Annotated in this window: 8 protein-coding genes, 1 pseudogene and 1 riboswitch; of the genes and pseudogenes, 1 reads left to right on the top strand and 8 read right to left on the bottom strand. The window is 72.3% G+C overall.

The genetic code is table 11. The features are described 5' to 3' along the window. Positions 1-73: 73 nt before the first annotated feature. Complete coding sequence (typA, locus tag IEZ03_RS33190) at positions 74-1,927, bottom strand: translational GTPase TypA (protein ID WP_184881282.1); 1,854 nt, start codon at positions 1,925-1,927, stop codon at positions 74-76. 190 nt (positions 1,928-2,117) lie between these two features. Then, a riboswitch (cyclic di-AMP (ydaO/yuaA leader) is annotated at positions 2,118-2,253 on the top strand. Positions 2,254-2,260: 7 nt separating this feature from the next. On the opposite strand from typA, the gene IEZ03_RS33185 reads away from it, so the two are divergent. Further along, positions 2,261-3,262, top strand: a complete 1,002-nt coding sequence (locus tag IEZ03_RS33185) for a C40 family peptidase (protein WP_229808731.1) — start codon at positions 2,261-2,263, stop codon at positions 3,260-3,262. A 422-nt stretch (positions 3,263-3,684) separates the two neighbouring features. Here IEZ03_RS33185 and IEZ03_RS33180 read toward each other — a convergent pair whose 3' ends face one another. The 7 genes and pseudogenes from IEZ03_RS33180 to IEZ03_RS33150 form a co-directional block, all read right to left on the bottom strand. Beyond that, positions 3,685-4,080: a (deoxy)nucleoside triphosphate pyrophosphohydrolase gene (locus IEZ03_RS33180; RefSeq protein WP_184881280.1), complete on the bottom strand. Its 396-nt coding sequence runs from the start codon at positions 4,078-4,080 to the stop codon at positions 3,685-3,687. After that, complete coding sequence (locus tag IEZ03_RS33175) at positions 4,077-4,838, bottom strand: Mut7-C RNAse domain-containing protein (protein ID WP_184881278.1); 762 nt, start codon at positions 4,836-4,838, stop codon at positions 4,077-4,079. Before IEZ03_RS33175 ends, IEZ03_RS33180 begins: the two co-directional genes overlap by 4 nt. Positions 4,839-4,885: 47 nt before the next feature. Then, positions 4,886-5,947 carry a C40 family peptidase gene (locus tag IEZ03_RS33170; RefSeq protein WP_184881276.1) on the bottom strand — a complete coding sequence of 354 codons (1,062 nt, stop codon included), beginning with the start codon at positions 5,945-5,947 and terminating at the stop codon, positions 4,886-4,888. Further along, positions 5,944-6,585, bottom strand: a complete 642-nt coding sequence (locus tag IEZ03_RS33165) for a hypothetical protein (RefSeq protein ID WP_184881274.1) — start codon at positions 6,583-6,585, stop codon at positions 5,944-5,946. Before IEZ03_RS33165 ends, IEZ03_RS33170 begins: the two co-directional genes overlap by 4 nt. A 42-nt stretch (positions 6,586-6,627) precedes the next feature. Then, positions 6,628-9,123, bottom strand: coding sequence for a type IV secretion system protein (locus IEZ03_RS33160; RefSeq protein WP_184881273.1), 2,496 nt, complete (start codon positions 9,121-9,123; stop codon positions 6,628-6,630). Next, positions 9,120-11,634: pseudogene (locus tag IEZ03_RS33155) on the bottom strand (ATP-binding protein). The gene IEZ03_RS33160 and the pseudogene IEZ03_RS33155 overlap by 4 nt, the downstream one beginning before the upstream one ends. Before the next feature lie 133 nt (positions 11,635-11,767). Continuing rightward, positions 11,768-13,282, bottom strand: coding sequence for a MinD/ParA family ATP-binding protein (locus IEZ03_RS33150; protein WP_189241264.1), 1,515 nt, complete (start codon positions 13,280-13,282; stop codon positions 11,768-11,770). Between the last annotated feature and the right edge of the window lie 565 nt (positions 13,283-13,847).

Below are 13,847 nucleotides of genomic sequence, written 5' to 3'. Positions count from 1 at the left end.
CCCCCGGTTCGGTGAACCGGGGGGCCGCCCTCTGTCGTTGGTTGGCCGGGTCGTGCCGGCCGCCCGGCGGGTGTCAGCCGGCGCGCTTGGTGCGGGCGCGCGTGCGCTCGCGCTCCTTGGCGTCCAGCACGACCTTGCGGATGCGGACGAAGCGCGGCGTCACCTCGACGCACTCGTCCTCGCGGCAGAACTCCAGCGCCTCCTCCAGCGACAGCTGCCGCGGCGGGGTGAGCCGCTCCAGCTCGTCACCGGTGGACGACCGCATGTTCGTGAGCTTCTTCTCCTTGGTGATGTTGACGTCCATGTCGTCGGCCCGGGAGTTCTCCCCGACGATCATGCCCTCGTACACCTCGGTCGTCGGACCGACGAAGAACGTCCCGCGCTCCTGCAGGTTCATGATCGCGTACGCGGTGGCGGCGCCGGCCCGGTCGGCGACGAGGGACCCGGACGGGCGGGTCCGCAGCTCCCCGAACCAGGGCTCGTAGGACTCGAACACGTGGTGCAGCATGCCGGTGCCCCGGGTCTCGGTCATGAACTCGGTGCGGAACCCGATCAGGCCGCGCGCCGGGACCAGGAACTCCAGCCGGATCCAGCCGGTGCCGTGGTTGGTCATCTGGACCATCCGGCCTTTGCGGACGGCCAGCAACTGCGTGACGGCGCCGAGATGGTCCTCGGGGATGTCGACGGTGAGCCGCTCGACCGGCTCGTGCTTGCGGCCGTCGATGACCTTCGCGACCACCTGCGGCTTGCCGACCGTCAGCTCGTAGCCCTCGCGGCGCATGTTCTCCACCAGGATCGCCAGGGCCAGCTCGCCGCGGCCCTGCACCTCCCACGTGTCGGGCCGCTCGGTCGGCAGCACCCGGATCGACACGTTGCCGACGAGCTCGCGGTCCAGCCGGTCCTTGACCATCCGGGCGGTGACCTTGGTGCCCTTCTCGCGTCCCGCCATCGGCCCGGTGTTCGTGCCGATCGTCATCGAGATCGCGGGCTCGTCCACGGTGATCAGCGGCAGCGGGCGCGGGTCGTCCGCGTCGGCGATGGTGTCGCCGATCATGATGTCGGGGATGCCGGCGATCGCGATGATGTCGCCCGGCCCCGCCTCCCGCGCGGGCTTGCGGGTGAGCGCCTCGGTCATCAGCAGCTCGGTGATCTTCACGCGCTCGACCGTGCCGTCATGCCGGCACCACGCGACCTGCTGCCCCTTCTTGATCGTCCCGGCGTGCACCCGGCACAGCGCGATCCGGCCGAGGTAGCTGGAGGCGTCCAGGTTGGTGACGTGCGCCCGCAGCGGGACGTCCGGGTCGTAGGACGGCGCCGGGATCGTCTCGGTGATGACCTTGAACAGCGGCTCCAGGTCCTCGCCCTCCGGCATGTCGCCGTCGCCCGGCTTCTCCAGCGAGGCCCGCCCGGCGCGCCCCGACGCGTAGACGATCGGGAAGTCGATCTGCTCCTCGTCGGCGTCGAGGTCCATGAACAGCTCGTAGGTCTCGTCCACGACCTCGTCGATGCGGGCGTCGGGGCGGTCGGTCTTGTTCACGACCAGGATCACCGGAAGCCGCGCGGCGAGGGCCTTGCGCAGCACGAACCGGGTCTGCGGGAGCGGGCCCTCGCTGGCGTCCACCAGCAGGACGACGCCGTCCACCATGGACAGCCCGCGCTCCACCTCGCCGCCGAAGTCGGCGTGGCCCGGGGTGTCGATGATGTTGATCGTCATCCCGTTGTGCAGGACCGCGGTGTTCTTGGCGAGAATGGTGATGCCCTTCTCGCGCTCCAGATCGTCGGAGTCCATCACCCGGTCGTCGACCTGCTGGTTCTCGCGGAAGGCCCCGGACTGCCAGAGCATGGCGTCGACGAGCGTCGTCTTCCCGTGGTCGACGTGGGCGACGATCGCTACGTTACGGAGGTCGTCGCGCGTGGAGTTGGGCATGCGAGGCTCGCCTTGGCTGAGAGAACGGGGATCGCCGCAGAGCGCGGCACTGAACCATTCTACTTGCCCGCGCCCGCCGCCCGCCCTGCAGCGGCCGTCCGGTCCGTCCCGAGGCCCCCGATTCGCCAACTTTGCTCGTTCTTTGTAATCTGCCCGAGATCCGGTCGTTCGGAGTCCCGCCCCCGGGACTGCGGCCGGAGCGCCTAATCTCCCGCGTGCGGGAGAGCCGGGGACCCAGGTCCCTGGGGTGAATCGACGCACGTCGTAGGGCGATCTCCCCGCCCGAACCCGTCAGCTAACCCGGTAGGCGCGCGAGGAGAGGAGAAGACCGGCTTGGCACCGGCCCCCCGACGGTGGCGCCGCATCGCGCCCGCCACCACGGCCACGATGCTCCTGATCGGCCTCGGCACCGCCTCACCCGTCACCGCGCACGCCGCCGCAACGGCCCGGCTGTCCCCGACGCCCACTCCGACGACGGAGGAGGGCCTGCGCAAGAGCCTGGACGCGCTCAACGAAGAGGCCGAGATCCTCACCGAGAAGTACAACAAGACCCGCGTCGACCTCGGCAAGGCGCAGCAGGCCGAACGCGCCGCCGCCAGGCAGGCCGCGCTCCTGCGCGCCCAGGCGGCCCCCGCCCGCGAGCAGCTAGGACGGCTCGCCGCGGTCAACTACATGACCGGCGCACCCGACGTGATCTTCGGCGCCGACGGCTCCCCCGAGGGGCTCGCCGAACGCGCCTTCCTCACGCAGAGCCAGGCCAACGCCGTCCTCTCCCTGCAGAAGCAGATCCAGCAGGCCGAGGTTGCGCAGCGCACCGCCGAAGCCACCACCGCCCAGGTCGAGAAGGCCACCGCGGACGCCAAGGCGGCCCGCGAAACCGCCCGCAAAAAGGTCGCCGAGGTCATGAAGCGCCTCGACAAGCTGACCACGACCCGCGTCAGCGACCCCCGCAGCGGCCTCCGCGCCACCGTGAAGGGCTCCGACCTCCCCGCCGACATGGCCCGCAAGGCCCTCGGCAAACTCGGATCCCCCTACGTGTGGGCCGCCTCCGGCCCCAACAGCTTCGACTGCTCCGGACTCGTCGTCTGGGCCTACGCCCAGGTCGGCAAACGCGGCCTCCCCCACTACACCGGCGCGCTCTACGGCCTCGGCACCAAGGTCCCCCGAGACCGGCTCCGCTCCGGCGACCTCGTCTACTTCGGCGGCAGCCTCCACCACATGGGCATCTACCTCAGCGACGGCAAGTACGTCCACGCCCCCCGGACCGGCGATGTGGTGAAGATCTCAAGACTGTCCGACCGCTCCGACTACGCGGGCGCCAACCGCATCACCTGAGACGTACGAGGGCTTCCTGCGGCGCGGTAGGAAGCCCTCGTATTTATTGTGTTTTTTGTTGGTTCGGGCCCTGGGGGCCCGAACCAACAAAAAACACGTGCGATCGCTGCATCGCTTCGACTCGCCTAGCGGCTCGCTGCGCGATCAGGTTTCTTGCTTCGCTCGAAACCTGCCTTCGGACGCGATCGCGACCGTTGGGGTTGTTGCGTGGTTGCGGTGGTGGCTGATGCCCGTGCGTCCGTGGGCTGACGTCGGCGCGGACGGTGCGGCTGGTCGGTGGTGGCGGCACTCGGGTGCTCGCGCGATCAAGGTCCACTCGTTGACTTGCGGCGTGTTGTTGTTACGGAGCGTTCCGTAACAACAACACGCCGCAAGTCAACGTTCGTTTGTGGGGGGCGCGCTGGCTGTGGGGGCGGGTGGGGTTAGGTTAGGCCGTGGGTTGCTAGGGCCTCTATTACTGGGCGGTCGCCTGGTAGCCAGTCGACGTCGTATAGCTCGGCTGGGGTCAGCCAGCGTAGGGCCAGGTGTTCTAGGGGTTCGGGTTCGCCTTCGATTATTTTGGCGGTCCAGACTCGGAGAACGGTTGTGTTGGAGAGGGGCCAGTCGCCGCCTATTCGGGCTTGCAGGCTGACCTTGATGTTCAGTTCCTCGTGGCACTCGCGTATCAGGGCGTTCTCGTCTGACTCGCCGGGGTCGACCTTGCCTCCCGGGAGTTCCCAGCCGCCTGCCATGTGCGGTGGCTCGGCGCGTTGGGCGCTCAGGAGGCGGCCTTCGGAGAGGATCGCCGCTCCGACTATGACCAGGTCGGCCCTTTTCATCTCGGTCCCTCCTGGACGGACTGGAGCAGGCGTGTCGCGTCCTCGACTATCCGCTCCAGGTGGCCGCCGTGGGCGCCCCGCCAGTAGAGCTGACCGCAGTTCGCGCAGCGGCCGTAGACGTCGTAGGAGCGGCGCGTGCCCGCCTCGAGGTGGTCCTCGATCTCCTGTTTGTCGACCGGGACGAGTTCGCCGTTGCAGGCGGTGCAGCGGGTCCACGGGCGCAGGACGGGCGCGAACCGGTCCAGGACGTCGCGGAGCTGGTCGTCCGGGCGGGAGCCGCGGACGTACGCGCCGAACCACAGTGCGCGGCGGCGGAGGAGCCCGCGGTCCTGGGTGAGCAGGACGCGGCCCTCCTCGTTGGCCTGGACGACCAGCGCCGGGTCGTCCATGTCGTTGTGGTAGGCCGTGTCGAGGCCGAGGAGGCGCATCCGGCGCGCGAGCGTGCCCAGGTGCACGTCGAGGACGAAGCGCGGGGCGTCCTGGCCCGGCTCCAGCGGGACGGGCTGCGGGCGCGGCACCGCCTCCACGCGCACGTCGGCGCCGGTGGCCGGGCGCATCGACGGGTCGGCGGGCTCGCCGCCGACCGTCATCGGGCCGGCCTCCGGCAGCGGCACCCCGAGCGACTCCACGAGGTGCCCCAGCGTCGAGGTTCCGTCGCAGGCGACGCGGCTCACGCTCGCCCGCCGCGTGGCGGGCAGGAACATCAGCAGCTCGTCGGCGAGGCGGATCGTCAGCTCGGGCTCCACGACGATCAGCATGCCACGCGGAACGCCGATTCCCCGCCGCATTATCCGTCCCGGGTCCGTCAGCCGCCCGGGCGGTCGGCGGCCAGCTCGCTGACCTTGCGCTTGAAGTCGGGCCTGGCGAGCGGGCGGGTCGTGCCCACCCAGTCGGAGCGCTTGTAGGGCTTCACGCCGATCGCGGGCACGCACGTCGAGCAGCTCGCCACGATCATCTTGTTGTCGCCGATCACCATGCCGACATGGCCGGGATTGCTCGCCGACGTGCCCGGACCCGAGTTGAAGAACACCAGGTCGCCGGGCTGCTCCTTGCCCTTGTCGACCTTCACGCCGAACGGCCACTGCTGGAAGGTCGTGCGGGGGATGTCGAGGCCGACCGTCCGGTAGGCGCCCTGGATGAGGCTGGAGCAGTCCCACGCGTCCGGTCCGTTGGCGCCGAACACGTAGGGCTTGCCGCGCTGCGCCATCGCGAACTTGATGATCCGCTGGACGAGACCGCCTACGTCCGAGGGCAGCTCGTTGTCCTCGCAGTTGATGCCGTTCGCCTGGACGACCTCGAACTCGCCGCCCACGTACTTCTTGGCCCAGTCCAGGACGAGGTTCACGTAGTCCCACGAGTGGTTGTAGGCGAAGATCGCGGTGCGCATGCGCTCCGGGGCGCCGGAGGCCTTGAGGTAGTTGGCGGCGGACGGGATCGCGTCCTCCGGGTCGTAGCGGTCCTTGCGGCCGTCGCCGTTGCCGTCGACCCCGTACGACTTGAAGGTGGGGGCGAGGAACTGCATGGGGCCGCCCGCGCCCGCGTAGTTCTCACCGCTGCTCACGCCGGGGAGCCGCGACCTGCCGTGGTCGGTCTCGACCTTGCCGACGGCCGCGAGCACGTTCCACGGGATGCCGTACTTCTCCCCCGCCTTCCGGTAGAGGCCGAGGAAGTTCGAGGGGATGGCCTGCGCGTCGTCCGCCGCGTCGGGCTGGGAACCGGCCCGCGTGACGTCCACGCAGTTGGACGTCACGCCGCCGCCGAACATGAACTGGCCCGCGCCGAACAGGATCGGGATGAAGACCACCCCGACGAACAGCAGCGACGCGACGCCGAGCGCCCCGGCGAGCAGGAGGCGGCGCGTCGTCATCCCGTGTCACCCGCCTGGCCCACGTCCGCGGGCTGGAAGGCGTACACCTTCAGCGAGCCGCCCTCCCGCGCGACCGTCACCGCGTACCGCCTGTTCTCGGTGCTCTCGCTGCCGCTCTTGGTGACCTTCTGCATGCCCGTCACCACGAACACGACCGAGTTGTTCTCGATGTTGCGCACCTGGTCGAGCGTGGCAGTGCTCTCCGCGACGACCTCGTTCCGGCGCCGCTCCTCCAGCAGCCCCGGGGTCGCCGCGTCCCGTTCGAGCTGGGCGCCCAGCTCGTCGGTGGCCAGGCCCGACAGCCGCGCGGCATAGGTCTGGGGCGTCTCGTCGAAGCGGTACGTCCCGTAGGCGGAGACGAACCGCTGCGCCAGGTCTGCGGCGGTCGCGAACTCCTGGCGGGAGAACGGCAGCAGGCGGTAGATGTCGAAATCGCCCGCGTTGACCGTGCCCTCGATCCCGGGCGGCGGCGACGCCGGGCCGGCCGGGGCGCTCGTGGCGGGCGCGCCGCCCGAGCGGGCGTCCGCGTCGTCCGGCTCGCCCGCGGGCGCGGCGACCGTCAAGTAGATGCCGATGGCCGCGAGGACCACCACGAGCCCCGCGAAGAGCAGCTTCCGCCGCCGGTCGTTCAGGTTCATCGCTCGGTCTTCCTCATCCTCGGGAGACCTGACGGGCGAGGGTCACTCGTCCCGTCCCCCTTCACCGGACGGACGGTCCACGGGACGCAGCCAGAACGGGATCGGCGGGTCCTCCTGGGAGCCGCGGCGGTTCCACAGCGGCGGGGGCCGCCGGTCGCCCTGCGGCTGGGACGCGGAGGGGGCGCCGCCGCCCGCGCCGGTCCGCGGCCTGGGGACGTTCGAGCCGCCGCCCGAACCGCCGCCGGAGCCGCCGCCGCTGCCGCCCGAGCCGCCGTCGCCGCCGCCGCCCGGGCGGGACCGGCCGCGGTCGTTGGAGCCGGACGAGCGTCCGCTGCCGCCGAACCAGCCGCCGCGTCCGCCGGCGCCGTTCCCGGAGCCGTTGCCGCCGGAACCGCCACCGGAACCGCCACCCGAGCCGCCGCCGCTGCCGCCCGAGCCGCCGCGGCCGCCGCCCGAGCCGCCTCCGCCGGTGACGCCGCCGCCGGAGCCGCCGCGTCCCGTCCAGGACGTCGGGCGGGCGTTGCCCGTGCCGGAGCCCGCGCCCGCGGTCTTCCGTCCGCCGCCGCCCGCTCTGGCTCCGGCGACGCCGCCCGCGACCCCGCCGGCCGTACCGGCACCCGCACCGCCGCCCGCCGTGACGCCGCCGTCCGCGCCCTGGTCACCGGACGCGCCCGCGCGGGACGGCAGGTTCAGCGGCGGCGCGCCGCGCCGGGACCGGCCCTGCTGCGCCGCCGCGGCACCCGCGCCGCGCGGCTTGGCCGCCAGCACCGGCGCCTCCTCCGGCGACGGGCCCTCGCCCGCGCCGGCCGACCGCCGGTCGGCCGCCACGGCCGTACCCGGCACCACGTCGCCCTGCGTCGCGGGGGCCACGCCCTCGGAGGTCGCCTCGCGCCTCGCCCAGCGGGCGATGCCCGCCCCGGCTCCGCCCGTCGCCGCGGTCGCCGCCGCCAGCGTGCTGCGGCGCGCCTCCGAGACGGACCTGTTGAGCTGCGCCTCGCTCTTCTCCCGCGCCCCGACCGCGCCGTAGCCGACCGCCGAGAACAGGTGCTGGAACGGGCGGCGGTAGACGAACGCCGCGAACGTCACCAGCGCGATGAGCAGGATCTGCAGGCCCCACGGCAGCGCCTCACCGAGGATCAGCCCGTACGCCCACAGCAGCAGCGACAGGACCCCGATCAGCGCCGCCTGTTTCAGCAGCATCGACAGCAGCAGTTCCAGCCATCTGATCGCGATCACCCGGCCGATGCCCGGATGGATTCCGATGCCGAGGAAGATCGGCCCCGCGACCAGCAGCAGCAGGAACGCGATCTTCACCACGATCAGCGCGATCGCGATCACCATGATCAGGATGCCCGCGACGAGCGCCGCGAACAGGCCGCCGAACGCGACCGCCAGCCGGTTCTCCCAGTTCTTGCCCTGGAAGAGCGGATACGCGCCGGGATGCTCTTCCCTGATGTTGTCGGCGACGTCCTTGTAGGCGTCGGCCTTCTTCCCGAGGTCGGCCTCGTTGTTGGGACCGTACGCCTCCGGCAGGTCGACCGCCTGCGACCACAGCAGCTTGTCGGCGTTCTCCTTCACGATCGCCGCGTTGGGGTCGGTCGTGCCGAACTGGCCCTGGAGCCACGGCTTGCAGACGAGCGCCACCCACAGCTTGTTCGCGTTGCGGGTCGTCTCGTCCAGGCTCTCCGCCGACGCCGGATCAGCCCGGCCGCCGGGGGTCGGGACGCACACCCCTCCCCCGGTGTTGCTCTGCGGCAGCGCGGCGTTGAACGCGGCGCTCGTCGCCTCCGACGTCTGCGTCCCGAGCGTCGTGAAGTCCGACGGCCGCGCGATCAGCCACACGAGCGCCACCATCGCGACGACCATCCAGATGACGCCCTCGGTGACCTTGCTGGCCCGCTTGCGGACGAGGCCCCACCACGCCAGCCACATCGCGCCGAGGATGACCACCCACGACCAGTAGCGCGCGTTGAACGTCTCGCCCATGTCGCTGATGACGCCGTCGACGGTGTCCTTCAGCCAGTCGAGCAGCGACGGCGACGCGGCCGCCTGGTAGACGCTGATCGTGGTCCGGTCGATCGCCCGGACGAGCGTGAACACGGTGTTGGCGACGGCGTTGCCCATCATGGACACCGCGTCCGAGCAGCCCAGGTCGACCGCGTACCAGTACTGCCCGGCCATGCCGTAGCGGTCGTAGTACGTCAGGTTCTCGACCGGGGTGTTCTTCAGCTTCTCGCTCGGGTAGTCCGGCGGCTTGATCATGCCGTCGGTGCCCGACCCGTACAGCTCCGGCGCCGGGTTCTCCGCCGGGCTGCACGCGTCGTTCGGCGTCGGCAGGTCCGGATTCGGGATCGACGCCGACGCGGGCGACAGCGGCCCCATCATGAACAGCGCCATGAAGATCAGCAGCAGTGCCGAGCGGCGGATACGCGGACGCCGCCGCCGGGTCCGGCGGGGCCGGCGGCCGAGGCCCGCGCGGTCGAGCCCTTCGCCGGGAGAGCGCTGCAGGCGCGCCGTCCCGGACCGGGGACCCCTCATCTGCGGACCTCCTCGGCCTCGGCCCCCGCGGTGGTCAGTTCGGACGAGCCCGGACGGGACCGGGTCGGGTTGGTGTCCAGCCAACGCTGCAGTTCCTCGGAGATCAGGTCGACGCCGATGCGTCCCGCTCGGCCGTCGAGGTCGCGGAAGATGCATTCGCCGTTGCCGAGGTTGCGCAGCACGGCCTTGTGCTCGTCGGACGCCTCCACGCCGAGCAGCGACATGACGTTGCCGACCTCGACGCGTTCGGTGGAGCGGAAGGAGAACACCGACGACAGGCAGTTGGTGACCTGCTCGTTCAGCAGGTCGCCCGCGTTCTGGGAGACGAGGATCAGCGCGGTGTTGCGGGACCGCCCCATCCGCGACACCTCCGGCACGAGCTTGGCGCCCTCCGGCGTCGACGTGATCGCCCACGCCTCGTCCAGGAAGATCGCCTTGGGCAGCCGCCGGTCGAGGCCGTGCATCAGCCGCCGCGCGAACTGCGACACCAGGTACATCAGCGCCACCGACAGCCGCTGCTCGTAGGAGTAGTCCTCCCGGGAGATCGCGACGTCCGGCAGCGTGAGGCCGCCGAGGGTGAACACCGTCGTCCAGCCGGCGGTGTCGATGCGCTCCCCGCCGGACGGGTCGAAGCACAGCCGCGCGAGGTGCATCTCCGACATCGACCGCAGCACCGCGCCGAGGTTCTTGGACGCCGGGTCGTCGGTGCCCTCCAGGTAGTCGACGACGCGGCCGAGCGAGGGCCGCTCCGCGTTGGCGACCGCGCTGACCGCCTGGATCATCGCGGACTCGCGCTCCTCCGACATCCGCGGCAGCAGCAGCCGCAGCGTCTCGGTCGCCATCATCTTCTTCGTGGCGAGGTCGTCGCCGAAGGAGAACGGGTCGAGCAGGCCCGGCGCCGCCGAGCCGAGCGGGAGGATCCGGGCCTTGCGGCCCCGCGACTTCAGCAGCTGCACCAGCGACTCGGCGTCGCCCTTCGGGTCGATCGCCGCGATCGTGACGCCGCGCAGCGCCATCTGGTAGATCAGCAGCAGCGCCAGCGTCGTCTTGCCGCCGCCCGGCTCACCGGTGATCGCGACGGCGGTCGGGCGGTTCCGGGCCGCGGCGACCAGCGGGTCGAAGTGCACGATGGACCGGGCCCGGCCGAGCGTCTCCCCGATGTACGGGCCGATCCAGCCCTCGTCGTGCTCGGGGGCGGGACGGTCGCCGAGGTCGACGGTCGCGATCGGCATGCCGCCCGCGATCGTCCGCAGCGGCTGGCGCTGCGCGTAGGCGTTCAGCCGGATCTGGTCGCCGGGCAGCGACTCCAGGAACAGCGAGAACTGGTCGCCGGTCGAGTTGACCACGTCGATGCCGATGTCGCGGTAGTGCTCCACCACCGCGTCCACCCGCTGGCCGAGGAGGTCCTCGGTGGCGGCGGACACGATCAGCCGGTGCCAGCCGTACACGAACGGCAGCCGCTCCTTGGTGATGCCGTGCTCCAGCATCCGCGCCGCGTCGATCTGCTCCGCGAGCGCGATCGGCGCCTCCGCGCCCGCCTCGCGGATGTGCTGGTCCATGTCGCGGGCGTGCGCCAGCTTCCGCGAGACGTCCTTGGACGCCTTCGCCGGCGGGATCAGCTTCATCCGCGCGCTGATCTCCACCGGGGAACGGGAGCGCGTCGGCGTAGTGGAGCCACGGCTCGCCGTCCGGGAACGGCATCATGTCCGGGAACCGGGCGAACGACAGGTACGCGACATAGGACGCCGCCGTGGCGCCGCCGCCCGCGCCGGTGAAGTTCGGCTGCTCCACCCGCAGGTAGGAGCGCCCGTTGTGGATCGCGCCCTCGACGAGCGCCTCGATCTCGCCCTTGCCCCACGTCCTGCGCGGGACGGCGGACGGCGGCGGGTCGGCCAGCGACCCCGACACCGCGTGCTTGAACAGCCACGCCACCTCGGTCGAGGTGGCGTGCCGGGCGTACAGGGCCGATCCGCCGAGTGCCCGCCCGACCCGCTCGGCCTGGTCCGTCCAGCGGCCGATCTCCTTCTTGTCGATCGCGTCGTCGTGGACGCCGAGGACGTTCTCGCTGCGCTTGTAGAACCCGAGGAACTGCTTCAGCACCCCGCCCGACAGCTGCGCGCCCATGCCGCGCGGCCCTAGCCGGACCCCGAGGTAGACCTCCTTGGTCCAGAAGTCCTGGGCCCACACGTGCGCGTAGGACTCCTCCAGGTACTCCCGCCAGCCGGGCCCGCCGTCGGACGTCCGGTCCAGTGCCAGCGCCCAGTCCGCCGCCGGGTACGTGCGGTGCGCGATCCGCAGGTGGACCTCGGCGTCCTGCATCCGGATGCCCGCGAGCGCGATGGTGATGTTGGTGGCGAGCGCCTCGCGCTCCTCCCCGGTGGTGAACTCGTACGACACCGTGGGGAGCCGGAAGTACGCCCAGGCGGCGGTGTCGGTGAACAGCACGCGGTCGTCGAAGTACCGCACCGCCAGCCTGCTGGACTTGCTCACGCCGTCACCCCCACACCGCATTGTCCCGGCGCCCAGGCGGCCGCGCAGGGGTGCCGGAGAGAGTCTTTCCGGTCCGGGCGGTGATCCAGGTGAGGCGCGCCCGACAGGAACGCCCCTCCCGCCCCGGTCTCCGCTCGATGCCCGCGAGGGGCGCTCATCGCGTGGCCTCCTGCTCCTGCTGAAGCTCCTGGTAACGCTCGGGCATGACGCTGAAACCACCGGCGACCACGCCGGCGAGGGCAAGATAGGCACGCCGCGTGGGCGTCCGCAACGATTTCAGCTCGTTGCGCGGCGCGCGGTCCATGCTCAGGTGATCATCCCACGGAATGCGCACCAGCGCCCGGCAACGACCGCGCGCCACGGCCTCGGCCTGCTCGACGTCGTCCATGCTGCGGCGGCTCACCCCGTTGATGACGGTCACCGCGCGGGACCGCAGCTCCTCGTAGCCGTGGCCGTCCAGCCACTCGAACGTCATGGCGACCGCCCGCGGCGCGTCGGCGCTGGCCGGGGCCACGAGGACGATCTGGTCGGCGTACGGCAGCACCCGCGCGACCACCGCGGCCGCCGCGTCGATGAGCGTCACGGAGTAGAACTTGTCGATCGTCCGGATGGCCAGCGCGTAGTCGCGGTCGTCGAGTGCCTGCAGCGGGTTCTTGCCCGCCGCGATGACGTCGAGCCCCGACTTGGCCTGCGAGGTGTACCGGCGCATCGCGGTGAGGCTGCCGACCTGGTCGGCCCGGGTGATGAGTCCCGTCAGGGTCTCGTTCGTGTCGCTGCGCGTCCGCCGCGCCAGCGCGCCCGGCCCGGGGTTCACGTCGATGGCGACCACGGGCTCCCCGTTGTGCTGTGCGAACGTGTGCCCGAGCATCAGCGCGGTCACCGTCTGCCCCGCCCCGCCGGTGCATCCGAGCACGACGACGTGCCGGGTGCCGTGGAACGGCTGCTGCAGGCGCTGCTGGTACTCGGCGTCGACGTCGCCGTGCCCGCCGCTGACGGCATGGAAGAGCCGCCGCAGCCCGCCGCCGCTGACCTCGTGCCCGGGGTCCGGCGGCGTTATCGCCGGACCGGACGGCGGAGGCGCGGGCGGCGGAGGCAGCGGCCGCGGCCGCACGGGCGACGCGGGCTGGGACCGCACCTCACGCGGCGGCGCCTCCTCCTCGACCGGCCCCGCAGGCGGCGCGGCCTCCGCCGCAGGAGGCGGTACAGCCTCCGCCGCGGGCGGTGGCGGAACGGCCCCTGCGGCGGGCGGCCACGCGGGCCCGTCCGCCGCGGGCCGCGGCTTGGACAGCCCCTCCGACCAAGGCCGGGGCGCCTCCATCCGAGGCGTCTCGGCGGGCCGCGCCCCGAAGGCCCCGGGCACCATGGGAATGTCGGGCCGCGTAGGCCCCACCCCCTCCGGCCGACCGCCCCCCCAAGGCCGCGGCACATCCCGCCGCGTCTCCCGCACGTCCTGCTCGTTCTGCGCGTCCCGCCCGGCCTGCTCGTTCTGCGCGTCCTGCTCGTTCTGCTCGTTTCGCGCGTCCCGTCCGGCCTGCTCGTTCTGCGCGTCCCGCACGTCCTGCTCGCCGGGCTCCGTCCGCGCGGCGGGGACCACCGGCTCCACGCGCTGCCCAGCGACCTTCTTGTCCCCGTCCTCTCCCCCGGTCTTCCGCGAAGGGGAACCCCCCACGACCGACCCCTCGACGGAAACCCCGGTCTCCCGCGCCGCCTCGCTCCGCGGCACCGACTGGTCATCGGACGGGCTCCCGGCCGAAGCCGCACGGAGCAACTCACCCGCACGCACGCGCTCGGCATGACGCGCGGCTTCCTGCCGCCGTGCCGCATCCGCCTCCCGCGCCGCCGGGGCCTGCGGAACCGCCTCACCCTGGGGTGCCGGCCGGGCAGCGGGCGGGACCGCTGGGGTGGACGGCTCGCCGGGGCGCGGCGGACCGGACGGGGCCGCCGCCCCGCTCCCGGACATGGGCTGCGGATGGCGCGGTGGCTCGGACCTCTGGGGCGACTCGGTCGCGCGGGCGCGCTCGGCGTGGCGGGCGGGGTCCTGTTGCCGTGCCGCCTCGGCGCCCTGCGCAGCCGGGGCTTGCGGGGCCGCTTCGCCCTGGGGTGCCGGCCGGGCGGCGGGCGGGCCGGACGGGGTCGCTACTCCGGGTCCGGACGTCGGCTGGGGGTGGCGCGGTGGCTCGGGCGTGCCCGGCGGCGGGGTCGGGTGCTGGGGGATGTCGGGGCGGGTGGGGTGG

It is taken from the genome of Actinomadura livida (assembly GCF_014648675.1).
Taxonomy (GTDB): domain Bacteria; phylum Actinomycetota; class Actinomycetes; order Streptosporangiales; family Streptosporangiaceae; genus Spirillospora; species Spirillospora livida.
This window is presented reverse-complemented; position numbering and strand designations above follow the sequence as displayed.

Excerpts from the sequence above, each read along its gene's own strand:
- IEZ03_RS33170 (WP_184881276.1), bottom strand. The coding sequence starts at position 5,947 with ATGACGACGCGCCGCCTCCTGCTCGCCGGGGCGCTCGGCGTCGCGTCG.
- typA (WP_184881282.1), bottom strand. The coding sequence starts at position 1,927 with ATGCCCAACTCCACGCGCGACGACCTCCGTAACGTAGCGATCGTCGCC.
- IEZ03_RS33160 (WP_184881273.1), bottom strand. The coding sequence starts at position 9,123 with ATGAGGGGTCCCCGGTCCGGGACGGCGCGCCTGCAGCGCTCTCCCGGC.
- IEZ03_RS33180 (WP_184881280.1), bottom strand. The coding sequence starts at position 4,080 with ATGAAAAGGGCCGACCTGGTCATAGTCGGAGCGGCGATCCTCTCCGAA.
- IEZ03_RS33175 (WP_184881278.1), bottom strand. The coding sequence starts at position 4,838 with ATGCTGATCGTCGTGGAGCCCGAGCTGACGATCCGCCTCGCCGACGAG.
- IEZ03_RS33165 (WP_184881274.1), bottom strand. The coding sequence starts at position 6,585 with ATGAACCTGAACGACCGGCGGCGGAAGCTGCTCTTCGCGGGGCTCGTG.